Below are 23,449 nucleotides of genomic sequence, written 5' to 3' on the forward strand. Positions count from 1 at the left end.
CCTCTGTTTCGTGTCATATGTCGTACTTCTGCTGTGGTTCGACCAGACCGTAGCAGTCGGTGACCGTCTGACCGGGCGGGCGTGCACGGGGCCCGCGGAGCCGTAGGCTGTTTGCGTGCTCTTGCTCGCTCTGGATACCGCCACCCCAGCCGTCACCGTCGCCCTGCACGACGGCGACGCCGTCATCGCCTCCTCCAGCCAGGTGGACGCGCGCCGCCACGGCGAGCTGCTGCTGCCGGCCGTCGACCGGGTGCTCACCGAGGCCGGGCTCCGGCTGGACGCCGTCACCGGGATCGTCGTCGGTACCGGCCCCGGCCCCTACACCGGGCTGCGCGTGGGCCTGATGACCGCCGACACCTTCGGCCTCGCGCTGGGCGTCCCCGTACACGGTGTGTGCACCCTCGACGGCCTCGCCTACGCGGCCGACATCGAGAAGGGCCCCTTCGTCGTGGCCACCGACGCCCGGCGCAAGGAGGTCTACTGGGCGACGTACGCCGATTCACGCACGCGGGTGACGGAGCCGGCCGTGGACCGGCCCGCGGACATCGCCGAGCGGGTGGCCGGACTGCCCGCCGTCGGCGCGGGCGCGCTGCTGTACCCCGACACCTTCCCGCAGGCCCACGAGCCCGAGCACGTCTCCGCCGCGGCCCTCGCCGCGCTGGCCGCCGAGCGGCTGGCCGCCGGCCTGCCGCTGCCCGAACCCCGGCCGCTCTACCTGCGCCGCCCCGACGCCCAGGTGCCCAAGAACTACAAGGTGGTCACCCCCAAGTGACCGAGTCCGTGAAGCCCGCGCTGCGCGAGATGCGCTGGTGGGACATCGACGCCGTGCTCGGCATGGAGAAGGACCTCTTCCCCGAGGACGCCTGGTCGCGCGGCATGTTCTGGTCCGAGCTGGCCCATGCCCGCGGCCCGGAGGCCACCCGGTGGTACGTGGTGGCCGTCGAGGGCGACCGGGTCGTCGGCTACGCGGGCCTGGCCGCCCAGGGCGACCTCGCCGACGTCCAGACCGTCGCCGTCGCCCGCGACCACTGGGGCGGCGGTCTCGGCGGCATGCTGCTGGCCGAACTGCTGCGGGCCGCGACCGCCTTCGAGTGCGCCGAGGTCCTGCTGGAATGCCGCGTGGACAACGTCCGCGCGCAGCAGTTGTACGAGCGCTTCGGCTTCGAAGCGATCGGCTTCAGGCGCGGCTACTACCAGCCCGGCAACGTCGACGCCCTGGTGATGCGCCTGGCCGACCCGTCCGCGTCCACCCCGCCCACCCCCGTACGAGGAACCGAGAACAATGGCTGACGAACCGCTGGTCCTGGGGATCGAGACCTCCTGCGACGAGACCGGCGTCGGCATCGTCCGCGGCACCACGCTGCTCGCGGACGCCGTCGCGTCCAGCGTCGACGAACACGCCCGCTTCGGCGGGGTGGTGCCGGAGGTGGCGTCCAGAGCGCACCTGGAGGCGATGGTCCCGACGATCCGGCGCGCCCTGAAGGACGCCGGAGTGAGCGCGCGCGACCTGGACGGCATCGCGGTCACCGCGGGCCCGGGGCTTGCGGGCGCGCTGCTGGTCGGCGTCTCGGCGGCGAAGGCGTACGCGTACGCGCTCGGCAAGCCCCTGTACGGCGTGAACCACCTCGCCTCCCACATCTGCGTGGACCAGCTGGAGCACGGCGCGCTGCCCGAGCCGACGATGGCCCTGCTGGTCAGCGGCGGCCACTCGTCCCTCCTGCTGTCGACGGACATCACCGCGGACGTCCGTCCCATGGGCGCGACGATCGACGACGCGGCGGGCGAGGCGTTCGACAAGATCGCCCGGGTGCTGGACCTCGGTTTCCCGGGCGGCCCGGTCATCGACCGGTACGCGCGCGAGGGCGACCCGGAGGCGATCGCGTTCCCGCGCGGTCTGACGGGCCCGCGCGACGCCGCGTACGACTTCTCCTTCTCCGGGCTGAAGACCTCGGTGGCCCGCTGGATCGAGGCCCGGCGGGCGGCCGGCGAGGACGTCCCGGTGCGGGACGTCGCCGCGTCCTTCCAGGAGGCCGTGGCGGACGTGCTGACCCGCAAGGCCGTACGGGCCTGCAAGGACGAGGGCGTCGACCACCTCATGATCGGCGGTGGGGTCGCCGCCAACTCCCGGCTGCGCGCCCTGGCCCAGGAGCGGTGTGAGGCGGCGGGCATCCGGCTGCGGGTGCCGCGGCCGGGGCTGTGCACCGACAACGGCGCGATGGTGGCCGCGCTGGGCGCCGAGATGGTCGCGCGCGGCCGGGCCGCCTCGGACTGGGACCTGTCGGCGGACTCCTCGCTGCCGGTCACGGACCCGCACGTGCCGGGCCGGACCCACGCCGGGGCGCACTCCCACTCCCACTCCCACGACCATGTGCACGAGGTCAGCAAGGAGAACCTGTACTCGTGACGGTCGCACTGATGTGGGAGGCGCGGGCGCTGCCGGGCCGCGGCGACGACCTCCTCGCCTGGGCCCGCGCCCAGCGGCTGCCCCGGCGGCCGGTGCGCCGCGAGACCTTCCGGGCGCCGCAGGACCGGGTCCTGGTGATCACCTGGTGGGACGGGGCCTACGACGACGAACTGCCCGAACTGCCCGAGCCGGCCGGTGACGTGGTGTCGCGGCCGGTCCACCGCTGGAGATTCGAGTCGGCCGGCGTCGATCCGGTCTGACCCCCCTCGCCGGAGCGCCGCTCCCGGGTGTGGGCGTACGCCATGAGCCCGAACAGCACCGCGAGCAGGACGGCCGAGGATCCCGCCGTGCCGAGGTCCAGGCCGCCCTTGGCGACCGGCTTGGTGAGGAAGTCGCCGAACGTGGCGCCGAGCGGGCGGGTCAGCACGAAGGCGGCCCAGAACAGCAGCACGTTCGGCACCGCGGGAGCCTTCATCAGCGCGGCGAGGACGGCCAGCACGCCGGTGACCAGCATGGCCCCGCCCAGGTAGCCGAGGCCGGAGCTGTCGGAGAGGAAGTCCCCCATCGACGTGCCCAGGGTGTTGGAGACCAGGATCGCCGCCCAGAACAGCGCCTCCGCGCGGAAGGTGACGATGTCCCGGATGCGGAAGGTCGTCCCGCTCAGTTTCCAGGCGAGGAAGATCGCCAGCAGGATCGAGACGAGGATCGCGGCGCCCGCCGGGTAGCCCAGCCCGAGGCCCTGCGGGCCCCAGCCCAGCGCGGTGGCGCCGCCCGAGAGGTACCTGGTACTGGCGTCCCGGTTCATGAAGTCGGACATCGTGGTGCCGGCCATGCTGGTCGACAGGATCACGGTCCAGTAGAAGAACGGGTGGTAGCGGGACGCGCGCAGTTGGACCACCAGGGTCGCCACGAAGACCAGGAACAGGGCGATGGTGGTGAGGAAATAGCCGAGTCCGAGGGTCTGGGCGAACAGGTCGCCCGCCGTCTCGCCCAGGGTCGTCGCGGCGATCTTCATGATCCAGAACGCCAGGGTGACTTCGGGCAGTTTGCTCGTCGCCGACGTCGACGTCGTCACGGGTGCTCCTGCGGGGGTGGGGGGTGCGGAACTCCCGCCGGATCCTGCCGGGGCGAGCCTGAAAACGTCCTGAACGGTTCGTTCCCCTTCCGTCGGCGCGGTCGCGCGGTGCGGTCGTCGGGCCGCCTGCCGTGCGAGCCGTACAACGGGTCGGCGCCGGACGGCGGTTGGGCGAGGGCCGACCGCAACACCCCGTGGAGCGGGGGCCGGTACCGGGACCGGAATGGTGAGATTTTCCGAAGAGACGGGTCTCACATCCCATCCTCTAACAGTCCCCTAATAATTCGGACTTATGTTCTTCTCGTGACCGGACACCACGAGCACGGCGACAGCGGGAACGGCGACGAGGACAGACGTACGGGCGGGCGGTCGAGGTCGAGAGCGCTCAGGGCCGCCGGCCTCGCCCTCGCCGGTGCCCTGGTGCTGGGCGCCGCGGCGGGCGGCTGGGTCTACTGGCACCTCAACGACAACATCAAGAGCGTCGACATCAACAACGCGCTCGGGGACGACCGGCCGCCGAAGGCGGTCACCACCCCCTCGCCCACCGCCTCGGCCGGCGCCTCAACCACCGCGTCACCACTGCCCACCGGCGCTATGAACATCCTCGTCCTGGGCTCGGACTCGCGCAGCGGCAAGGAGAACCAGGAACTCGGCGGCGGCGACAGCGGCGGGGCCCGCTCCGACACCGCGATGGTCGTGCACATCGACCCGGGCCGGACCGCGGCCACCGTCGTCAGCATCCCGCGCGACACCCTGGTCACCCGGCCCTCCTGCCCGCTGCCGTCCGGCGGTTCCACGGCGGTGCGGTACGGCGCGATGTTCAACAGCGCCTACTCCGTGGGCGGGCCGGTGTGCGCGGTGAAGACCGTCGAGTCGATCACCGGCGTCCGCATGGACCACTACATCGAGATCGACTTCTCCGGCTTCGCCAAGCTGGTCGACGCCCTCGGCGGCGTCGAGGTCACCACCGACCAGGACATCGACGACGACCTGAGCCATCTGCACCTGGAGAAGGGCACCCACCACCTCGACGGCACCCAGGCCCTGGCCCTCGCCCGCACCCGGCACGGCATAGGCGACGGCAGCGACCTCGGCCGGATAGGTCTCCAGCAGACGCTGGTGAAGGCATTGTTGGCGCAGATCGCCCACACCAGCCTGCTCAGCGACCCCACCCGGCTCTACCGGGTCGCCGACGCGGCCACCGCCGGTCTCACCACGGACACCGGACTCGACTCCCTGCCCGAGCTGATCAGCCTCGGCGAGAGCCTGCGGGGACTGACGGCGGACCGGGTGACGACGGTGATGATGCCCGTGGTGACGGCGCCGAGCGACCCCAACCGGGTGGTCGCCCGCGAACCGGCGGCGAGCGACCTGTGGAAGTCCCTGCGCTGACCCGGCCGCTTTGGCCCCGCGGGGCCGCCCGCCGTCCGGCCGGACCCGCTCAGGACGGGCCGTCGGCAGGGGCGGGGACCGGCGCCCCGATCAGCATCGTCGGCGCACCCGCGACCCGGGTCAGGAAGACGGTCGCCGCGTTCGGCCCCCGCGGCCTGACCTTCCTGCGCAGTTCCTCCGGCTCCACCGCCGACCCCCGCTTCTTCACGGTCAGCGTCCCGACCCCGCGCTCCCGCAGCAGTGCCTTCAGCTTCTTGACGTTGAAGGGGAGTCGGTCGGTGATCCGGTACGCGGTGGCGTACGGCGTCGCCCGCAGTTCGTCCGCCGTCACGTAGGCGATCGTCGGGTCGATCAGCCCGCCGCCCACCTCCGCGGCGGCCTCCGCCACCAGGTGCGCCCGGATGACGGCGCCGTCGGGCTCGTACAGGTACCGCCCCACGGGCCGCACTTCGGGATTCGGCAGCCCGCGGCCGAGCAGGGTGCGCGGACCCGGCAGCAGCGTGGCCCGTACGCTGCCCGGCGCGCCCGTGCCGAACCACAGCACCGCCTCCTTCACGTCCCCGCCGTCCGAGATCCACTCGGCCTCGGCCCCGTCCGGGACCACCTCGTGCGGGATCCCCGGCGCGACCTTCAGCGCGGCGGCGGGTGCCGCCGAGGCCGCCCCGAGCGCCCACGACAGCGGCGGCGAGTACCCCTCGGGATCGAAGATCCGCCCGCCGCCGGGCCGCCCGCCCGGCCCGCCGCCCCGCCGTGCCGGGTCGACGAACACGGCGTCCCAGCCGGAGGTGTCGACCTCGGTGACATCCGCCTCGCGCACCTCGATCAGCCCCTCCAGGCCCAGGGCCGCCGCGTTCGCCCGCGCGACCTCGGCGGTCAGCGGATCGCGGTCCACCGCGAGCACCCGGATCCCGGCCCGCGCGAGCGCGATGGCGTCGCCGCCGATGCCGCAGCACAGGTCGGCGACGGAGCGGATGCCCAGGGCGCGCAGCCGCCCCGCCCGGTACGTCGCCACGCTGGTCCGGGTCGACTGCTCCACCCCGCCCGGCGTGAAGAACATCCGCTCGGCGTCCGGCGCCCCGAACTTCGCCGCCGCTCGCTGCCGCAGCCTGGCCTGGCCGAGCGCCGCCGACACCAGCCCGGGGGAGTGCTCGCGGCGCAGCCGGGTGGCCACGGCCAGTTCGTCGGCCGGTGCGGTGCCGCGCACCTCGTCGAGGACGGCGCGGCCCTCGGGGGTGAGCAGTGCGCGGAAGGGGAGCAGGTCGTTCACCGGGGCGTCGTTCACCGGGTCATTGTGGGCCAGTCGGTGGATGCTGCGCCTGCGGCGGCGGTGTCGGACCGGATCGGCGCCCGGTGCCTGCAAAGATCCGGCACCATGCGACTAGTAGTACAAAATGACAAAAATGGGGTACGTCGCGGAAGGGTGACCGTCCGGGGCGGCCTCGCGCTGCTCGTCGTCGTCGCCGTCGTCTCCGGCTGCACGGCGCCGGCGGGCGAGGGCGCCGGCGCCGGAGCCGCCGGCCGGCAGCCGCACCAGGCGCCCCCCGCCCCGCGCCTGGACGACTACGACGTCCGGCGCGCCACCGACCACGCCACCCTGGCTGCCGCCGCCCGGCGCTGGGGCCTGGACGAGGTCCCGCTCGTGCCCCCGCGGCCCCCGGCGGACAAGCCGCAGATCACCGCGCGCGAGGGCTTCGAGGTCGACGACCAGGAGAAGTGGAACCTGCCCCCGGTCTTCACCACGGTCCCCACCAAGCAGAAGGTCGTCTTCCTCACCATCGACGACGGCGCCGAGAAGGACCCGGCGTTCCTGCGCATGATGAGCGACCTGAAGATCCCGTACACCGCGTTCCTCAGCGACTACCTGGCCAAGGACGACTACGGCTACTTCAGGAAGATGCAGTCGCAGGGGATCACCCTCAACAACCACACCCTCCACCACCCCTACCTGCCCGGCCTGTCCCTCCAGGAGCAGCAGGAGGAGATCTGCGGCATGCAGGACATCATGGAGCGGCAGTTCGGCAAGCGCCCGACCGTCTTCCGCCCGCCCTACGGCAACTACAACCGGGACACCCTGCTCGCCGCCAAGTCCTGCGGGATCAAGTACGCGCCGATCTGGGACGAGGAGGTCTTCGTCGACCACTGGGAGTACCGCGAGTGGGACCGCGGCCTGCACCCCGGCGACATCGTGCTCACCCACTTCCGGGGCCGCTCCGACTGGGACGGCAGCATGACCGACATGGTCCGGCGGTTCCTGAACAAGGTCACCCGCGAGGGGTACGCGGTGGCACGCCTGGAGGACTACCTGTGAGGCGCCGGGGGCGGCCCGCGGCGGCGGCCCGGTACCGGACGCCGACCGCCGTCGTGGCGGCCTGCGCCCTGCTCCTGGCCGGCTGCGCCCAGTCCGTCGACCCCATCGAACGACTCGGCAAGAAGGCCGCCCAGGGCGTACGGTCGCACCGCCCGGACCCCGGGGATGCCTATCGCCACTGGGGCCTGAGCGCCCCGCTCGCCCCCGCGCCCACGCCCGCCGCACGCCCCCGGACGGCCGGCCCGGCCGGCGGCTCCCTGCCCCCGGTCGTCGACCACGTCGCGACCTCCGACAAGGTCGTCTTCCTCACCTACGACGACGGCGCCGAGCGGGACCCCCGCTTCGTCGACATGGTCCGTGAACTGCGCCTGCCGGTCAGCTTCTTCCTCACCGACAGCGTCGTCGGCCCGGGGTACGGCCACTTCGCCCGGCTGCGTTCGGTGGGCGCCGGCATCGAGAACCACACCCTCGACCATCCGGCCATGCGCGGACTGCCGTACGCCGGGCAGCGCGCCGAGATCTGCGGCCAGCAGAACAAGCTCAAGTCCCGGTTCGGCATCCGGCCCCGCCTCTTCCGCCCGCCCTACGGCAGCTACGACACGACGACCCTGCGCGCCGCCGCCGACTGCGGGGTGGCGGCGGTGGTCCTGTGGCGGGCCGCGATGAACGGCGACACCCTGGACTACACCCGGGGCGAGCGGCGCCTGCGACCCGGCGACATCATCCAGGTCGGGCCCGACGAGTCCACCGGGCCGGCGCTGAGGGAGCGCACGACGCGGCTGCTGCGGCGGATCCAGTCCGAGGGCCTGACGGTCGGCCGGCTGGGGGACTATCTGTGATCCGGCCGTGCGCCGGAGGGGCCACCTCCGCAGGACGCGCCGCCGCCAATTGGCACTCCGCTTGACCGAGTGCTAATCGCAGTCATAGTCTCGGCTCTGGCACTCCCCACCGGAGAGTGCCAACAACGCGACGGGCAGGTCCGGCACCCGCGACGACGGATCCACCTGGTCGCCACCTCAGACAGTCAACCCCGTGAGATCTCCGAAGGGGGAGGTCGGATCGTGACGACCGCCAGCACCAAGGTTGCCATCAAGCCGCTTGAGGACCGCATCGTGGTCCAGCCGCTGGACGCCGAGCAGACCACGGCCTCGGGCCTGGTCATCCCGGACACTGCCAAGGAGAAGCCCCAGGAGGGCGTCGTCCTGGCCGTCGGTCCGGGCCGTTTCGAGGACGGAAACCGCCTTCCGCTCGACGTCAGCGTCGGCGACGTCGTGCTCTACAGCAAGTACGGCGGCACCGAGGTGAAGTACAACAACGAGGAGTACCTCGTTCTCTCGGCCCGCGACGTGCTCGCGATCATCGAGAAGTAATTCACCCCGAGCAGTCCTGCTGTGAGCTGCGCCCCTGGCCCCCGCGACCGATAAGAAGCCGGGCGTCCCGGGGCGCAGCGTTTTTTTCTCCCAGATTTCCGAGAGGGCTCCCGCTGCCATGGCGAAGATCCTGAAGTTCGACGAGGACGCCCGTCGCGCCCTTGAGCGCGGCGTCAACAAGCTTGCCGACACGGTGAAGGTGACGATCGGTCCCAAGGGCCGCAACGTCGTCATCGACAAGAAGTTCGGCGCCCCCACCATCACCAACGACGGTGTCACCATCGCCCGCGAGGTCGAGGTCGAGGACCCGTACGAGAACCTCGGCGCCCAGCTGGTGAAGGAGGTGGCGACCAAGACCAACGACATCGCTGGTGACGGCACCACCACCGCCACCGTGCTGGCCCAGGCCCTGGTGCGCGAGGGCCTGCGGAACGTCGCCGCCGGTGCCTCCCCGGCCGCCCTGAAGAAGGGCATCGACGCCGCCGTCAAGGCCGTCTCCGACGACCTGCACAGCTCGTCCCGGCCGATCGACGAGAAGTCCGACATCGCCGCCGTCGCCGCGCTGTCCGCCCAGGACCAGCAGGTCGGCGAGCTGATCGCCGAGGCCATGGACAAGGTCGGCAAGGACGGTGTCATCACCGTCGAGGAGTCCAACACCTTCGGACTCGAACTGGACTTCACCGAGGGCATGGCCTTCGACAAGGGCTACCTGTCTCCGTACTTCGTGACGGACCAGGAGCGCATGGAGGCCGTCCTGGAGGACCCGTACATCCTCATCAACCAGGGCAAGATCGCCGCCATCTCGGACCTCCTGCCGCTGCTGGAGAAGGTCATCCAGGCGGGCTCGAAGCCGCTGCTGATCATCGCCGAGGACGTCGAGGGCGAGGCCCTGTCGACCCTGGTCGTCAACAAGATCCGCGGCACCTTCAACGCCGTCGCGGTGAAGGCCCCCGGCTTCGGCGACCGCCGCAAGGCGATGCTGGAGGACATGGCGATCCTCACCGGCGCCACCGTCATCTCCGAGGAGGTCGGCCTCAAGCTCGACCAGGTCGGCCTGGACGTGCTCGGCACCGCCCGCCGCATCACCGTCACCAAGGACGACACCACCATCGTCGACGGCGCCGGCAACAAGTCGGACGTCCAGGGCCGGATCGCGCAGATCAAGGCCGAGATCGAGAACACCGACTCCGACTGGGACCGCGAGAAGCTCCAGGAGCGCCTCGCGAAGCTGGCCGGCGGCGTGTGCGTGATCAAGGTCGGCGCCGCCACCGAGGTGGAGCTGAAGGAGAAGAAGCACCGTCTGGAGGACGCCATCTCCGCGACCCGCGCCGCGGTCGAGGAGGGCATCGTCTCCGGTGGTGGCTCCGCGCTCGTCCACTCCGCGAAGGTCCTGGAGGGCAACCTCGGCAAGTCCGGCGACGAGGCCACCGGTGTCTCGGTCGTCCGCAACGCCGTCGTCGAGCCGCTGCGCTGGATCGCGGAGAACGCGGGCCTTGAGGGCTACGTCATCGTCTCCAAGGTCAAGGAACTGGACAAGGGCAACGGCTACAACGCCGCCACCGGCGAGTACGGCGACCTGGTGAAGGCCGGCGTCATCGACCCGGTGAAGGTCACCCGCTCCGCCCTGGAGAACGCCGCCTCCATCGCCTCCCTCCTGCTCACGACCGAGACCCTGGTCGTCGAGAAGAAGGAAGAAGAGGAGCCGGCCGCCGCCGCGGGCCACAGCCACGGCCACGCCCACTGACACCGGTCGGTCGACCGAGGGCCCGGCACCCGGGAGGGCGCCGGGCCCTCGTGCGTCGCCCGGCGCGGCGGCGCTACTGCTCCAACTGGTCCAGCGCGCCCAACTGCTGCATCAGCCCCAGTTGGTCGTGCTGCCACCAGGTCTCGGCGATCCGCCCGTTCGCGCCGAACCGGAAGACGGTCGTACCCGTCGTCGTGACCCGCCGGCCGGTGGCCGCGATCCCCAGGAACTCCCCCTGGTGCGTGCCGTGCCAGCTCCAGCGGGCGCAGGCCCGCTCGCCCTGGACGATCAGGTCCTGCACGGTGAAAGCGGCGTCGAAGGCGGCCCGCCACATCTCGACCTCGGCCCGCACCGAGTCCAGCCCGATCGTGTCCTGCGGATTGAGCGGGTCGTGGCTGTGCACGTCCTCGTCGAGCAGGTCGTTCAGCGGCGGCAGCTCACCCGCCGTCGCCAGTGTCTCGAAGAAGCGGTGCACCGTGCCCGCGCCCAGCGGCTCCTCCCGTACGACGTCCAGGTCGACGAAGGTGGGCAGCTCGTCGCACAGGGCGACCAGCTGCCGGAAGACCTTGTCCGTCTCCGGCAGGTTCGAGTTGCGCATCGCGTCCTCGTACGAGGGGAACTCCACCAGTTCGACGAGGTGCGCCGCGTCCGACCGGTCCTTGCCGACCAGGTCGTACGTCGCGGTCCGCTTCCCCTTGGTCTGCTCGACCCACATGTCCAGCAAGCGGTTCATCTCGTCGAACCGGCTGGTCCTGCACTCGATGAGCTGTACGAACGTCATGACGCCGCCTCCGGCCCCCCTGGGTCCGGTTCCGTCACGCCCATTTTCCCACCACGGCGGTGCCCGTCACCCCCGGTCCGACCGGGCCCGCCGGGTGCTCACTGCGGGCCGTACTTGCGGGTCCGTGAGCTGATCCCGCCCACCAGCCCGCGCGGGGCCACCTTCGCCAGGCCCATCAGGGTCTTGTAGCGGGGGTCCGGAATGGACAACGTCTTGCCGCGCGCCAGGTCCGTGAGCGCCGTCGCGACCAGCTTGTCCGCGTCCAGCCACATCCATCCCGGGATGCTGTCCGTGCGCATCCCGGCCCGTTCGTGGAACTCGGTGCGCACGAAGCCGGGGGCCAGCACCATCAGGCGGACGCCCGTACCGGCCAGGTCCCGGGCCGCTCCCTGGGTGAACTGCACGACCCACGCCTTCGACGCCCCGTACGTGCCGCGCGGCACGAAGGCCGCCACCGAGGCCACGTTCACGATCCCGCCGCGTCCGCGCTCCCGCATCGACTCGGCCGCCGCCGACGTCAGCCGCAGCACCGCCTCGACGTGCACCTTGACCATGCGCAGCTCGTCGGTCATCGGTACGTCGAGATAGCGGCCCTTGTTGCCGAAGCCGGCGTTGTTGACCAGCAGATCGACCGGGCTCTTGCGGTCGCCCAGCCGGGCCGCGACGGTCTCGATGCCCTGGTCCTGCGACAGGTCGGCGGTCAGCACCTCCGCCTCGATGCCGTGCCGGTCGTGCAGCTCGGTGGCCTGCTCGCGCAGCCGGTCGGTGTCCCGGGCCACCAGGACGAGGTCATGCCCGTCCGCCGCCAGCCGCCGCGCGAACGCGGCACCGATCCCCGACGTCGATCCCGTAATCAGAGCCGTTGTCATGGCCCAAGAGTAGTTACCCGGAGCGCGAGAGGGCGCTGCCTGCGCCGGGCCGTTCGCTCCCGCGCCGCCCCGCGCGCGGGCCGCTCGTGACAGCCGCTCAGCCGCCCTGGCCGCCGCCGTGCTTCGCCACGTACGCGCGGGCGTCGGCCAGCGACTCCGGGTGCAGGGCCGCGCCCGCCGCCAGCACCCGGGGCAGCAGCTCCCGGTCGGTCGTCTCGGAGCGGAACTGCACGGCGACCGTCACGTCGTGGTCCGGCCGGTGCACGATCTCCACCGGATCGCCGGCCCGGATCTCGCCCGCTTCGATCACCCGGAGGTAGGCGCCCGGGGCACCCTTCCGCGTGAATCTCTTCACCCATCCCCGCTCGCCCAGATGGCCCTGGAACGTCCGGCACGGGATGCGCCCGCAGGTGACTTCGAGTACGACCCGCGGGCCGATCCGCCAGCGCTCGCCGATCAGCGCTCCGGAGACGTCGAGGCCGCTCGTCGTGAGGTTCTCCCCGAAGGCGCCGTTGGCGAGCGTCCGGCCCAGCTCGCGCTCCCAGTCGTCGAGATCCTCGCGCGCGACCGCGTACACCGCCTGGTCGTCGCCCCCGTGGTGGCGCAGGTCGCAGACCGCGTCCCCGGCCAGCCCGCTCGCGCCGCTCCCCTTCGGGCCCGGCGCGGCCACCCGTACCGGTCCGTCCACCGGACGCTTGTCGATGCCCGTCAAACCCTCCGGCTGGTCCGTGTAGCCGACGGCCTTCGGGCGCCCCAGATTCACCGAAAGAAGCTCCATGCGACCACGCTACGTCACCCTCACTCAAAGCGTCGACTCAATATTGGCCATCTGGTCCAAGGGCGGCTTATGCTCGAAGGGTGATCGAGGCCCGTCATCTCCGCGTCCTGCGCGCCGTCGCCACCACCGGCTCGTTCTCGGCGGCCGGCCGGGAACTGGGCTGCACCCAGCCCGCCGTCAGCCAGCAGATGAAGGCCCTGGAGACCTCGGTCGGCACCCCGCTGCTGGTCCGCAGCGGCCGTGAGATGCGGCTGACCGAGGCGGGCGCGGCGCTCGTGCGGCACGCGTCGGGGATCCTCGCCGGGCTGACCGCCGCCGAGGAGGAGATCGCCGCCATCGCCGGGCTGCGGGCCGGCCGGGTCCGCCTGGTGTCCTTCCCCAGCGGCAGCTCCACCCTGGTGCCCACCGCCCTGGCCGCGCTGCGCGCCGCCCACCCGGGGACCCGGGTCTCTCTGGAGGAGGCCGAGCCTCCGCAGTCCGTGGAGCTGCTGCGCGCGGGCGACTGCGACGTGGCACTGGCGTTCCGGTACGCGGGCGCGGCGGGCGCCGAGGAGTGGGACGACCTCGTCGTACGCCCGCTGCTGACGGACCGTCTGGTCGCCCTGGTGCCCGAGCGGCACCGGCTGGCCCGCGCGGGGAGCGTCGCCATCGGCGACCTGGCCGAGGAACCCTGGATCGCGGGCTGTCCGCGCTGCCGCGGCCAGTTGACGCAGGTGTGCGCGGCCGCGGGCTTCACCCCGCGCATCGACTTCGCCACCGACGACTATCCGGCGGTGGTCGGCCTGGTCGGCGCCGGACTGGGCGTGGCCGTCCTGCCACAGCTGGCGATCGAGTCGGTGCGCCCGAGGGGCGCGCGCACGGTGGCGCTGGAGCCGGCGGTCCGGCGGGAGATCGTCGCTCTCACCCTGCCCGACCTGGCACTGGTGCCGGCGGTGGCGGCGACGCTGGAGCAGTTGGAGCGGGCCGCGCGACCGCAGTGACGGGCGCGACGGGGCGGCCGGGCCGCGCGGCGCGGTGGCGGAGGAGGCGCGGCGGGGCTGCTGCGTGGCGGCGGGCGCGGCGGGTGCGATGGGCACTGCATGCGGTGACGAACCGTGCGGGCCGCGTCGTGCCGGACGGACCGGGCGGGCAGCGTCGTGCGGGACGGATCGAGTGGGCCGCGTCAGGCGGTGACGGGCCGTGCGGTGACGAGCCGTGCGGGGACGGATCGAGTGGGCCGCGTCAGGCGGTGACGGGCCGTGCGGTGACGAGCCGTGCGGGGACGGATCGAGTGGGCCGCGTCAGGCGGTGACGAGCCGTGCGGGCCGCGTCACGCGGTGGCGAAAGGGGCGGGAGCCGCCCGTGCGTCGTGCGGCCACGGACGCGGGCAGGCGTACGGGTGCCACGGCACCGGGACGGCGCGATGGACGCCGAGAACGCAGAGAGTGCCGAGAACGCAGAGTGTGCGGAGAACACGGCAACCGCGGCGTACGCCGCGAACACCGCAGGCCCTGCAAAATGGTATGCAATTTAAAGAAACGTTCCTTCAGGCGTTCGGGGCGGTATTACCGCTGGTCGACGATGCCGAGACCAGCCGGTTCCGCGCCCGCCCCATCAGCTCCTCGCGCTCGTCCTCGGTCAGGCCGCCCCAGACGCCGTACGGCTCGCGCACGGCCAGCGCGTGCGCCGCACACTCCGCACGGACCGGGCACCTCATGCAGACCTCCTTGGCCGAGTTCTCGCGAGCGCTCCGAGCCGCCCCGCGCTCCCCTTCCGGGTGGAAGAAGAGCGAACTGTCGACCCCACGGCAGGCAGCCAGCAGCTGCCAGTCCCACAGGTCCGCGTTCGGTCCGGGAAGGCGGGAGAAATCTGCCATTACGTGACCCCTTGCAGCCGTTCTGGGCGGATACGGTGCCAACGACCGTACATGTCCGGTCTAAGAAGATGAAAATATGACTCATTGCGAATCTAGCCCCAGACACCGTCAAAGGGGAAGAAAAGGGGCTAAACGGGGCATAGGTTGTGATGAAAAGTTGAGAGTCTGTCGGGCATGTATGCACCGTGTGCGCGCCCTCACGTAGAGTGCCGAAGATGGCACGCAGCCCCGTAACTCTTTCGAGTGACCGTCGTTGAGAGTGCGGAGGCGGTTGAGAACACAAGCGCTCGGGCAGGCGTCCGAGACGGTCGACCGCACAGGTGACGATTCCGTACCAGCCTGGAGGCTCAAGGTGATGCGCATCAGCTGCGGAGGGCGGTCATGACATCCGTCCTCGTCTGCGACGACTCCCCGCTTGCCCGAGAGGCGCTGCGCCGCGCGGTCGCGACCGTGCCCGGTGTCGAGCGCGTAACGACGGCGGCCAACGGCGAGGAAGTCCTCCGCCGCTGGGGCGCCGACCGCTCGGACCTCATCCTGATGGACGTGCGCATGCCCGGACTGGGCGGCGTCGAGACCGTGCGCCGACTGCTGTCCGCCGACCCGGGGGCGCGCATCATCATGCTCACCGTCGCGGAGGACCTCGACGGCGTGGCGCTCGCGGTCGCGGCCGGCGCCCGGGGCTATCTGCACAAGGACGCCTCACGTGCCGAGTTGCGCGCCACGGTGACCCAGGCGCTGGCCGACCCGACCTGGCGGCTCGCACCGCGCCGCCTGCGCTCGGCCGAGATGGGCGCCGCGCCCACGCTCACCGCGCGTGAGATCCAGGTGCTCGAAGGCATGAGCCACGGCCGTTCCAACGCCGAGATCGGGCGCGAGCTGTTCCTCTCCGAGGACACCGTGAAGACCCACGCCCGACGCCTGTTCAAGAAACTCGGTGCCTCGGACCGGGCCCACGCGGTGGCGCTCGGCTTCCGCTGGGGCCTGGTCCGCTAGACCCCGGCCGGGCGTGCGGTCCGCTCAAGTGGCCCAAGGGTCGCGAAGAGTGCCCGGATCGGCGAAGTGCGGGCCGTTCGTTGCTGGTCACGCGGTTCCCCGCGCCCCCTCGGGGGCGCGGTCGCCGGTCCGGACGGCACCGTCCGGCGGGTGCCCGCTGCTTGTTTCGCCGCGGATGCCGCATCCTTGAGGTGTGGAGTCTCTCGGGGACGAGTCGGTCGAGCGGAAGGGGAGGGCGCAGGAGATGAGTGCCGGCGCACCTGCTCATAACGCTTCGATGCACAACCACCAGCACCCTGCGACGGACCGGACGGCCTCAGGGCACCATGGACCGATGCGTGACGACGAGGCGAGCACGGCCCCAGGGGCGATCGGTGCGCTCGTGCATCGCGCCGTCGACGGAGACGAGCAGGCCACGCACGACCTGCTCGCCCATGTCCACCCCCTGGCGCTGCGCTACTGCCGCACCCGGCTGTCCCGGCTCCCCGGCGACGCGCGTCACTTCGTCGAGGACCTGGCGCAGGAGGTCTGCGTCGCCGTCCTCCTCGCCCTGCCCCGCTACCGGGACACCGGCCGCCCCTTCGAGGCGTTCGTCTTCGCCATCGCCTCGCACAAGGTCGCCGACCTGCAACGCGCCGCGATGCGCCACCCCGGTTCGACGGCCGTCCCCTCCGACGAGATGCCGGAGCGGCCGGACGACTCCCTGGGCCCCGAGGAGCGGGCCCTGCTCAGCAGCGACGCCGAGTGGGCGAAGAAGCTGCTGGCCAACCTTCCGGAGAACCAGCGCGAACTGCTGCTGCTGCGCATCGCGGTGGGCTTGACCGCGGAGGAGACAGGTCAGATGTTGGGAATGTCACCCGGCGCGGTACGGGTGGCCCAGCACAGAGCGCTCAGTCGGCTGCGGGCCCTGGCCGAGCAGTAGCCGACGGACGGCGCACGAGGTCCGTACGAACATACGAAGGCCGGGACCGACCTGGACCGTGGAATCCGAGAGGTGCGCTTCCCGTTAGCATGGGCATCCGCACCGATCAAGGCCATTGGGGAAGGTGTCATGACTGCGAACGTCGACGGAGTGCCCGGTAAATTCGCGACACTCGGGCTGACCTACGACGACGTGCTGCTGCTGCCGGGCGCATCCGACGTGCTGCCGGGCGCGGTCGACACCTCGTCCCGCATCTCCCGCAACGTGCGGGTCAACATCCCGCTCCTGTCGGCGGCGATGGACAAGGTGACCGAGTCCCGCATGGCGATCGCCATGGCCAGGCTGGGCGGCGTCGGCGTGCTGCACCGCAATCTCTCGGTCGAGGACCAGGTCAACCAGGTCGACCTGGTCAAGCGGTCCGAGTCCGGCATGGTCACCGACCCGATCACGGTGCACCCGGAGGCCACGCTCGCCGATGCGGACGCCCTGTGCGCCAAGTTCCGCATCAGCGGTGTCCCCGTCACCGACCCGGAGGGGCGGCTGCTCGGCATCGTCACCAACCGGGACATGGCCTTCGAGAGCGACCGCTCGCGGCAGGTCCGCGAGGTCATGACGCCGATGCCGCTGGTCACCGGCAAGGTGGGCATCTCCGGTGTCGAGGCGATGGCACTGCTGCGCCAGCACAAGATCGAGAAGCTCCCGCTGGTCGACGACCAGGGCATCCTCAAGGGCCTCATCACGGTCAAGGACTTCGTCAAGGCCGAGCAGTACCCGAACGCGGCCAAGGACACGGAGGGCCGGCTGCTCGTCGGGGCCGCCGTCGGCGCCAGCCCGGAGGCGCTGGAGCGCGCCCAGGGCCTGGCCGAGGCCGGTGTGGACTTCCTGGTCGTGGACACCTCGCACGGCCACAACAGCAACGCCCTCAGCTGGATGTCGAAGATCAAGTCGAGCGTGTCCGTCGACGTCGTCGGCGGCAACGTCGCCACCCGGGACGGCGCACAGGCCCTCATCGACGCCGGTGTCGACGGCATCAAGGTGGGCGTGGGCCCCGGTTCGATCTGCACGACGCGCGTGGTGGCCGGCATCGGCGTCCCGCAGGTCACCGCCATCTACGAGGCGTCCCTCGCGGCCCGTCCGGCCGGTGTCCCGCTGATCGGCGACGGCGGTCTGCAGTACTCCGGCGACATCGGCAAGGCCCTGGCGGCAGGCGCCGACACGGTGATGCTGGGCAGTCTCCTCGCGGGCTGTGAGGAGTCGCCCGGCGAGTTGCTGTTCATCAACGGCAAGCAGTTCAAGTCGTACCGCGGCATGGGTTCGCTGGGCGCCATGCAGTCCCGCGGCCAGGGCCGCTCGTACTCGAAGGACCGCTACTTCCAGGCCGACGTCGCCTCCGACGACAAGCTCGTGCCCGAGGGCGTCGAGGGCCAGGTGCCCTACCGCGGCCCGCTGGCCAACGTGCTGCACCAGCTGGTCGGCGGCCTGCGCCAGACCATGGGCTACGTGGGTGCCGGCACCATCGAGGAGATGGAGACGAAGGGACGCTTCGTCCGCATCACCTCGGCCGGCCTCAAGGAGAGCCACCCGCACGACATCCAGATGACGGTCGAGGCACCCAACTACAGCCGGAAGTGACGCACGCGCGCGTGCGGTGTGTCCGAGGGCGGTCCCGGATCGGGGCCGCCCTCGTCGCACGGGCGCGGGGGCCGGTGTCAGGCCCGTCGGCGATACTGGAAGACGCTGAACGCATCAGGGAAAGGCCAGGACGTGACTGAGATCGAGATCGGGCGTGGCAAGCGGGGCCGCAGGGCGTACGCCTTCGACGACATCGCCGTCGTCCCCAGCCGCCGTACGCGGGACCCGAAGGAGGTCTCGATCGCCTGGCAGATCGACGCCTACCGTTTCGAGCTGCCCTTCCTGGCCGCCCCCATGGACTCGGTCGTCTCCCCGGCCACCGCGATCCGCATCGGCGAGCTGGGCGGCTTGGGCGTGCTGAACCTGGAGGGCCTGTGGACGCGGTACGAGGACCCGCGCCCGCTGCTCGACGAGATCGCCGCACTGCCCGCCGAGGCGGCGACGCGCCGGCTCCAGGAGGTCTACGCGGCGCCCATCCGCGAGGAGCTGATCGGCGCGCGCATCAAGGAGGTGCGCGACTCCGGTGTGGTCACGGCGGCCGCGCTGTCCCCGCAGCGCACGGCCCAGTTCTCCAAGGCCGTGGTGGACGCGGGCGTCGACATCTTCGTCATCCGCGGTACGACGGTCTCCGCGGAGCACGTGTCGTCCTCGCACGAGCCGCTGAACCTCAAGCAGTTCATCTACGAGCTGGACGTCCCGGTGATCGTCGGCGGCTGCGCCACGTACACGGCGGCCCTGCACCTGATGCGCACGGGCGCGGCCGGTGTGCTGGTCGGCTTCGGCGGCGGCGCCGCGCACACCACGCGCAACGTGCTCGGCATCCAGGTGCCGATGGCCACCGCGGTCGCGGACGTGGCCGCGGCGCGCCGCGACTACATGGACGAGTCCGGCGGCCGGTACGTGCACGTGATCGCGGACGGCGGCGTCGGCTGGTCCGGCGACCTGCCCAAGGCGATCGCCTGCGGCGCCGACTCGGTGATGATGGGCTCCCCGCTGGCCCGCGCCACCGACGCGCCCGGCAAGGGCCACCACTGGGGCATGGAGGCGGTCAACGAGGAACTGCCCCGCGGGATGAAGGTCGACCTGGGCACGGTGGGCACGATCGAGGAGATCCTCACCGGTCCGTCCCACACCCCCGACGGCTCGATGAACTTCTTCGGCGCGCTGCGCCGCGCCATGGCGACCACCGGCTACAGCGAGCTGAAGGAGTTCCAGCGGGTGGAGGTCACGGTCGCGGACTCGCAGCACCGGCGCTGAGCCACGGTGACAGCGCGTTCGACGTGAGCAACAGTGCCCTGCCCGAGTGAGGGCGTTGGACCTGAGCAAGGGCGCCCGAGCCGGTCCAAGGGGCCCGGCCACCGCCACAAGCCTGTGAGCCTGTGCGGACGGCCGGGCCCTTCCGCATGCCTGAGGGTTCGTATGCCCGAAGGGCGGGCGGTCATGGCCGGGCGGGGCGTGAACGGCGTGCGTGGGGCGCGCGGTTGCATTCGGGGTGATTATGGGCTGAACGGGCGTATCCAGCCGGTAGTTTCAGTGATCGGCGACCCGGTTCTCCGGGGCGCCCCCCTTCCAAGGACACGGTTCCGGACCCCGGCCCCTCGGGGCCCGGCCCGAATTCCGACGGACCGCCCTACCGGGCCTCTGGGCGGCATCGTGGAAGGGGGCGCGCCCATGGGCCGTCACCGCAAGCCCACCCGCTGGGACGACATCCGGCTCCGGCTGGTGAAGTTCAGGAGGAGGTGGATCTTGCGGATTTACGGAAAGTGAGCGGCCACCCCTATAGAGACTAGGGGTGGACACTCCGTTCGCTTTTCTGGAGCCCGCCGCAGTGGCCACTGTGGCGGGCTCCACCTCTTTGTACGGTACCGGATTCGCTGTGGGGCGGTCCGGCGGCGGAGGAGGTGGATTCACAGCCGGTGAGCGGCCACCCCTATAGAGCCTAGGGGTGGACACTCCGTTCGCTTTTCTGGAGCCCACCGCAGTACCCGCTGCGGTGGGCTCCACCTCTTTGTACGCTACCGGTCCGCGAACTCCGTCTGCCACCGGCGTTGGAGCGATCCGCGCCGCACGCGCCCCCTTTCACAACCGGTGCGCCGCCCCCGTGGGCGTGGCACCCCGGGTGTCCAGCAGCAGTTGCGCCTTCACCGACAGGCCCTGCATGTCGTACGTGCGGTGCTGCTGGAGGAGGATCGTGAGGTCGGCGTCGGCCGCGGCCTCGTAGAGGGAGTCGGCGCGGGGGACCGGGCGGTCCAGGACGTTCCACGAGGCCACGTGGGGGTCGTGGTAGCTGACGGAGGCGCCCAGCTCCATCAGCCGGATCGCGACCTCGTGGGCGGGGGTGCCCTGCTGGTCGGCGAGATCCGCCTTGTAGGTGACGCCGAGGAGCAGCACGCGCGCGCCGCGGGCCGACTTGCCGTGCTCGTTGAGGAGGGCCGCGGCCCGCTGGACGACGTACCGGGGCATGCGGCCGTTGACCTGCTGGGCCAGTTCCACCATGCGCAGCGGTCGGCCGGCGTGGCCGGTCAGGTCCTGCGGGACGCCGTGACCGCCAACCCCGGGGCCCGGCCGGAACGCCTGGAAGCCGAACGGTTTGGTCTCCGCGCAGCGGATGACGTCCCACAGGTCGACGCCCAAGTCGTGGCAAAGGACGGCCATCTCGTTGACCAGGGCGATGTTGACGTGCCGGAAGTTCGTCTCCAGCAACTGCACCGTCTCCGCCTCCCGCGGTCCACGCGCGCGTACCACCTTGTCGGTCAGCCGCGCGTAGAACGCCGCGGCGGACTCGGTGCAGGCCGGGGTGAGGCCGCCGATCACCTTGGGCGTGTTGGCCGGGCTGTGCTCCCGGTTGCCGGGGTCGACCCGGCTGGGCGCGTAGGCGAGATGGAAGTCGCGGCCCGCGCGCAGCCCCGAACCCTTCTCCAACAGGGGCCGCAGGAACTCCTCGGTGGTGCCCGGGTGCACCGGTGACTCCAGGATCACCGTGGTGTGCGGGCGCAGCCGCTCGGCCAGGGTGCGGGCGGCGGCCTCCACCTGGCTCAGGTCCAGTCCGCCGTCCGCGGCCCGGGGGGTCGGCGCGCAGATCACGGCGGTGCGCACCCGGCCGAGCCCGGCCGGGTCGGTGGCCCGCCGGAAGCCCTCCGAGAGCATCCGGCGCAGTTCGGCCGGGCTGAGCGATCCGGCTTCCGGTCCGGTGGCGTAGCCGAGCGTGGAGATGCCGGCGGCCACGGCTGCCTGGGCGAGGGGCAGGCCGTAGGGACCGAGTCCGATGACGGCGAGGTCTGCGGGCATGGCGTGGGCCGTCCTTCCCAATAACCGAAGCGGGGCAGGTGCGCAAGCCCGGTGGACAGGACGGACGAGCGCACTGTCACACTAGGAGTAAATATGACCGTTATGTGGGATTGTGTTCCTGTGTCTTCCGGTGGTCCCTCGCTGGTCACGCGGTCGTTGTCCACAGGCCGGGGCCGCGTGGTGGCTGAAGTCGGGCAACCCGGTCAGAATTTGGGCAGGGGGTGGGGACGAGCCGGGCTTCGCCCACCGGGTGCGGCCGATGCGACCGACAGCGGGAGGCAGCGGTGAGGACAGCGACACTGGGGCCGGGACAGCGCGCGGAGGCACTCGCGGGCATGGCCGAGCGCGAACTGGACATTCTGGTGGTGGGCGGCGGAGTGGTCGGCGCGGGCACCGCGCTGGACGCGGTCACCCGGGGCCTGACCACCGGCCTGGTCGAGGCCCGCGACTGGGCGTCGGGCACGTCCAGCAGGTCCAGCAAGCTGATCCACGGCGGCCTGCGCTATCTGGAGATGCTGGACTTCGCGCTCGTGCGTGAGGCCCTGAAAGAGCGCGGCCTGCTGCTGGAGCGGCTGGCACCGCACCTGGTCAAGCCCGTGCCGTTCCTCTACCCGCTCCAGCACAAGGGCTGGGAGCGGCTGTACGCCGGGTCGGGCGTCGCGCTCTACGACGCGATGTCGATGGCCCGCGACCACGGCCGGGGGCTGCCGGTGCACCGCCACCTGAGCCGCCGTCACGCCCTGCGCGTCGCCCCCGCCCTGCGCAAGGACGCCCTGGTCGGGGCATTGCAGTACTACGACGCCCAGGTGGACGACGCCCGCTATGTGGCGACCCTGGTGCGCACCGCGGCGTCGTACGGCGCGAAGGTCGCCAACCGCGCCCGGGTGACCGCCTTCCTGCGCGAGGGCGAGCGGGTGGTCGGCGTCCGGGTGCAGGACGTGGAGGCGGGCGGGGAGTACGAGATCCACGCCAAGCAGGTCGTCAACGCCACCGGCGTGTGGACCGACGACACCCAGGCGATGGTGGGGGAGCGGGGCCAGTTCCACGTCCGTGCCTCCAAGGGCATCCACCTGGTCGTGCCCAAGGACCGCATCCACTCCTCGTCCGGGCTGATCCTGCGTACGGAGAAGTCCGTCCTGTTCGTCATACCGTGGGGGCGGCACTGGATCGTCGGCACCACCGACACCGACTGGGACCTGGACAAGGCCCACCCGGCCGCCTCCAGCGCGGACATCGACTATCTGCTGGAGCACGTCAACTCGGTGCTCGCGGTACCGCTGACGCGCGACGACGTCCAGGGCGTGTACGCGGGACTGCGCCCACTGCTCGCCGGGGAGTCCGACGCGACCAGCAAGCTCTCGCGGGAGCACACCGTGGCGCATCCGGCACCGGGGCTCGTCGTGGTCGCCGGCGGCAAGTACACGACGTACCGGGTGATGGCGAAGGACGCGGTCGACGAGGCGGTGCACGGCCTCGACATGCGCGTCGCCGACTGCGTCACCGAGGACATCCCGCTGCTGGGCGCGGAGGGCTACCTGGCGATGTGGAACGCGCGTGCGCGGATCGCCGCTCGCACCGGGCTGCACGTGGTGCGCATCGAGCACCTGCTGAACCGGTACGGGTCGATGGCGGACGAGGTCCTGGACCTGGTCGCCGCCGACCCCTCGCTGGGCGAGCCCTTGCAGGCGGCCGACGACTACCTGCGCGCCGAGATCGTGTACGCCGCCACGCACGAGGGCGCGCGGCACCTGGACGACGTGCTGACCCGCCGGACCAGGATCTCGATCGAGACCTTCGACCGCGGCACCCGCAGCGCCCGCGAGGCCGCCGAACTCATGGGGGCCGTCCTCGGCTGGGACAAGGACCAGATCGAACGTGAGGTCGCGCACTACGAGAAGCGGGTGCAGGCCGAGCGGGAGTCCCAGTTGCAGCCCGACGACCTCACGGCGGACGCGGCGCGGCTGGGGGCGCCGGACATCGTGCCCCTCTGACCGGCCGGCGGGCACGCCGCCGGCGGGCGGCGGGCCCCCGCGGGGCC

General features: G+C 71.7%; 22 protein-coding genes. 15 read left to right on the plus strand and 7 right to left on the minus strand.

From position 1 onward, the window contains the following. The first annotated feature begins 115 nt into the window (after positions 1 to 115). Genes tsaB through ACFC09_RS41975 form a run of 4 tightly spaced genes read left to right on the plus strand, consistent with a single transcriptional unit; the run spans position 116 to position 2,664 of the window. Positions 116 to 772: a tRNA (adenosine(37)-N6)-threonylcarbamoyltransferase complex dimerization subunit type 1 TsaB gene (tsaB, locus tag ACFC09_RS41960; RefSeq protein WP_376537720.1), complete on the plus strand. Its 657-nt coding sequence runs from the start codon at positions 116 to 118 to the stop codon at positions 770 to 772. Beyond that, on the plus strand, positions 769 to 1,290 hold the full coding sequence (rimI, locus tag ACFC09_RS41965; RefSeq protein WP_376537722.1) for a ribosomal protein S18-alanine N-acetyltransferase: 522 nt from the start codon (positions 769 to 771) through the stop codon (positions 1,288 to 1,290). The genes tsaB and rimI overlap by 4 nt, the downstream gene beginning before the upstream one ends. Continuing rightward, the gene (gene tsaD, locus ACFC09_RS41970; protein WP_376537724.1) at positions 1,283 to 2,404 is read left to right on the plus strand and encodes a tRNA (adenosine(37)-N6)-threonylcarbamoyltransferase complex transferase subunit TsaD; all 1,122 of its coding nucleotides are present in this window, start codon (positions 1,283 to 1,285) and stop codon (positions 2,402 to 2,404) included. The genes rimI and tsaD overlap by 8 nt, the downstream gene beginning before the upstream one ends. Then, positions 2,401 to 2,664, plus strand: a complete 264-nt coding sequence (locus ACFC09_RS41975; RefSeq protein WP_376537726.1) for a hypothetical protein — start codon at positions 2,401 to 2,403, stop codon at positions 2,662 to 2,664. The genes tsaD and ACFC09_RS41975 overlap by 4 nt, the downstream gene beginning before the upstream one ends. Here the strand turns inward: ACFC09_RS41975 and ACFC09_RS41980 are convergent. Beyond that, entirely contained in the window at positions 2,562 to 3,479 is a 918-nt protein-coding gene (locus tag ACFC09_RS41980) for a hypothetical protein (protein WP_376537728.1), read from the minus strand. The two genes, ACFC09_RS41975 and ACFC09_RS41980, sit on opposite strands and share 103 nt — an antisense overlap. A 303-nt stretch (positions 3,480 to 3,782) precedes the next feature. On the opposite strand from ACFC09_RS41980, the gene ACFC09_RS41985 reads away from it, so the two are divergent. Continuing rightward, a complete protein-coding gene (locus ACFC09_RS41985; protein ID WP_376537730.1) occupies positions 3,783 to 4,871 on the plus strand; it encodes an LCP family protein in 1,089 nt (362 codons plus the stop codon). A 49-nt stretch (positions 4,872 to 4,920) separates the two neighbouring features. Here ACFC09_RS41985 and ACFC09_RS41990 read toward each other — a convergent pair whose 3' ends face one another. Beyond that, on the minus strand, positions 4,921 to 6,138 hold the full coding sequence (locus ACFC09_RS41990) for a methyltransferase domain-containing protein (RefSeq protein WP_376537761.1): 1,218 nt from the start codon (positions 6,136 to 6,138) through the stop codon (positions 4,921 to 4,923). 105 nt (positions 6,139 to 6,243) lie between these two features. On the opposite strand from ACFC09_RS41990, the gene ACFC09_RS41995 reads away from it, so the two are divergent. The 4 genes from ACFC09_RS41995 (at position 6,244) to groL (ending at position 10,293) form a co-directional block, all read left to right on the plus strand. After that, positions 6,244 to 7,179, plus strand: coding sequence for a polysaccharide deacetylase family protein (locus ACFC09_RS41995; RefSeq protein WP_376537732.1), 936 nt, complete (start codon positions 6,244 to 6,246; stop codon positions 7,177 to 7,179). After that, on the plus strand, positions 7,176 to 8,018 hold the full coding sequence (locus tag ACFC09_RS42000) for a polysaccharide deacetylase family protein (protein ID WP_376537734.1): 843 nt from the start codon (positions 7,176 to 7,178) through the stop codon (positions 8,016 to 8,018). The genes ACFC09_RS41995 and ACFC09_RS42000 overlap by 4 nt, the downstream gene beginning before the upstream one ends. Before the next feature lie 222 nt (positions 8,019 to 8,240). Next, the gene (gene groES / locus ACFC09_RS42005) at positions 8,241 to 8,549 is read left to right on the plus strand and encodes a co-chaperone GroES (RefSeq protein ID WP_376537736.1); all 309 of its coding nucleotides are present in this window, start codon (positions 8,241 to 8,243) and stop codon (positions 8,547 to 8,549) included. Positions 8,550 to 8,667: 118 nt separating this feature from the next. After that, positions 8,668 to 10,293, plus strand: a complete 1,626-nt coding sequence (groL, locus tag ACFC09_RS42010; RefSeq protein ID WP_376537738.1) for a chaperonin GroEL — start codon at positions 8,668 to 8,670, stop codon at positions 10,291 to 10,293. A gap of 73 nt (positions 10,294 to 10,366) precedes the next feature. Here the strand turns inward: groL and ACFC09_RS42015 are convergent, their stop codons facing one another. The 3 genes from ACFC09_RS42015 to ACFC09_RS42025 form a co-directional block, all read right to left on the minus strand. After that, positions 10,367 to 11,074: an ester cyclase gene (locus ACFC09_RS42015; RefSeq protein WP_376537740.1), complete on the minus strand. Its 708-nt coding sequence runs from the start codon at positions 11,072 to 11,074 to the stop codon at positions 10,367 to 10,369. A 98-nt stretch (positions 11,075 to 11,172) separates the two neighbouring features. Further along, entirely contained in the window at positions 11,173 to 11,943 is a 771-nt protein-coding gene (locus tag ACFC09_RS42020) for an SDR family NAD(P)-dependent oxidoreductase (RefSeq protein ID WP_376537742.1), read from the minus strand. Positions 11,944 to 12,040: 97 nt separating this feature from the next. Next, the gene (locus tag ACFC09_RS42025; RefSeq protein ID WP_376537744.1) at positions 12,041 to 12,721 is read right to left on the minus strand and encodes an MOSC domain-containing protein; all 681 of its coding nucleotides are present in this window, start codon (positions 12,719 to 12,721) and stop codon (positions 12,041 to 12,043) included. 80 nt (positions 12,722 to 12,801) lie between these two features. Here ACFC09_RS42025 and ACFC09_RS42030 point away from each other — a divergent pair, with 80 nt between their 5' ends. Continuing rightward, entirely contained in the window at positions 12,802 to 13,701 is a 900-nt protein-coding gene (locus ACFC09_RS42030) for a LysR family transcriptional regulator (RefSeq protein WP_376537746.1), read from the plus strand. Between the two features lie 545 nt (positions 13,702 to 14,246). On the opposite strand, the gene ACFC09_RS42035 is transcribed toward ACFC09_RS42030, so the two are convergent. Next, positions 14,247 to 14,576 carry a WhiB family transcriptional regulator gene (locus ACFC09_RS42035; RefSeq protein WP_376537748.1) on the minus strand — a complete coding sequence of 110 codons (330 nt, stop codon included), beginning with the start codon at positions 14,574 to 14,576 and terminating at the stop codon, positions 14,247 to 14,249. Between the two features lie 381 nt (positions 14,577 to 14,957). On the opposite strand from ACFC09_RS42035, the gene ACFC09_RS42040 reads away from it, so the two are divergent. The 4 genes from ACFC09_RS42040 (at position 14,958) to ACFC09_RS42055 (ending at position 19,380) form a co-directional block, all read left to right on the plus strand. Next, positions 14,958 to 15,569 (plus strand): response regulator transcription factor, encoded by a 612-nt coding sequence (locus ACFC09_RS42040; RefSeq protein ID WP_003948568.1) that lies wholly within the window; start codon positions 14,958 to 14,960, stop codon positions 15,567 to 15,569. Between the two features lie 334 nt (positions 15,570 to 15,903). Then, on the plus strand, positions 15,904 to 16,491 hold the full coding sequence (locus tag ACFC09_RS42045; RefSeq protein WP_376537750.1) for a sigma-70 family RNA polymerase sigma factor: 588 nt from the start codon (positions 15,904 to 15,906) through the stop codon (positions 16,489 to 16,491). 129 nt (positions 16,492 to 16,620) lie between these two features. Continuing rightward, positions 16,621 to 18,123 carry an IMP dehydrogenase gene (gene guaB / locus ACFC09_RS42050; RefSeq protein ID WP_376537752.1) on the plus strand — a complete coding sequence of 501 codons (1,503 nt, stop codon included), beginning with the start codon at positions 16,621 to 16,623 and terminating at the stop codon, positions 18,121 to 18,123. 132 nt (positions 18,124 to 18,255) lie between these two features. Next, positions 18,256 to 19,380: a GuaB3 family IMP dehydrogenase-related protein gene (locus ACFC09_RS42055; protein WP_376537754.1), complete on the plus strand. Its 1,125-nt coding sequence runs from the start codon at positions 18,256 to 18,258 to the stop codon at positions 19,378 to 19,380. 822 nt (positions 19,381 to 20,202) lie between these two features. Here ACFC09_RS42055 and ACFC09_RS42060 read toward each other — a convergent pair. Beyond that, entirely contained in the window at positions 20,203 to 21,411 is a 1,209-nt protein-coding gene (locus ACFC09_RS42060; protein WP_376537756.1) for a nucleotide sugar dehydrogenase, read from the minus strand. A gap of 284 nt (positions 21,412 to 21,695) precedes the next feature. On the opposite strand from ACFC09_RS42060, the gene ACFC09_RS42065 reads away from it, so the two are divergent. Beyond that, entirely contained in the window at positions 21,696 to 23,402 is a 1,707-nt protein-coding gene (locus tag ACFC09_RS42065) for a glycerol-3-phosphate dehydrogenase/oxidase (RefSeq protein WP_376537759.1), read from the plus strand. Positions 23,403 to 23,449 lie beyond the last annotated feature (47 nt).

It is taken from the genome of Streptomyces sp. NPDC056161 (assembly GCF_042268025.1).
Taxonomy (GTDB): Bacteria; Actinomycetota; Actinomycetes; order Streptomycetales; family Streptomycetaceae; genus Streptomyces.

What these genes read in the sequence shown, in the direction of transcription:
- tsaD (WP_376537724.1), top strand. Translation starts at nt 1,283, where the DNA reads ATGGCTGACGAACCGCTGGTCCTGGGGATCGAGACCTCCTGCGACGAG.
- ACFC09_RS42020 (WP_376537742.1), bottom strand. Translation starts at nt 11,943, where the DNA reads ATGACAACGGCTCTGATTACGGGATCGACGTCGGGGATCGGTGCCGCG.
- ACFC09_RS42015 (WP_376537740.1), bottom strand. Translation starts at nt 11,074, where the DNA reads ATGACGTTCGTACAGCTCATCGAGTGCAGGACCAGCCGGTTCGACGAG.
- guaB (WP_376537752.1), top strand. Translation starts at nt 16,621, where the DNA reads ATGACTGCGAACGTCGACGGAGTGCCCGGTAAATTCGCGACACTCGGG.
- ACFC09_RS42060 (WP_376537756.1), bottom strand. Translation starts at nt 21,411, where the DNA reads ATGCCCGCAGACCTCGCCGTCATCGGACTCGGTCCCTACGGCCTGCCC.
- ACFC09_RS42025 (WP_376537744.1), bottom strand. Translation starts at nt 12,721, where the DNA reads ATGGAGCTTCTTTCGGTGAATCTGGGGCGCCCGAAGGCCGTCGGCTAC.
- ACFC09_RS42040 (WP_003948568.1), top strand. Translation starts at nt 14,958, where the DNA reads ATGACATCCGTCCTCGTCTGCGACGACTCCCCGCTTGCCCGAGAGGCG.
- groL (WP_376537738.1), top strand. Translation starts at nt 8,668, where the DNA reads ATGGCGAAGATCCTGAAGTTCGACGAGGACGCCCGTCGCGCCCTTGAG.
- ACFC09_RS42035 (WP_376537748.1), bottom strand. Translation starts at nt 14,576, where the DNA reads ATGGCAGATTTCTCCCGCCTTCCCGGACCGAACGCGGACCTGTGGGAC.
- ACFC09_RS41995 (WP_376537732.1), top strand. Translation starts at nt 6,244, where the DNA reads ATGCGACTAGTAGTACAAAATGACAAAAATGGGGTACGTCGCGGAAGG.
- ACFC09_RS42045 (WP_376537750.1), top strand. Translation starts at nt 15,904, where the DNA reads ATGCGTGACGACGAGGCGAGCACGGCCCCAGGGGCGATCGGTGCGCTC.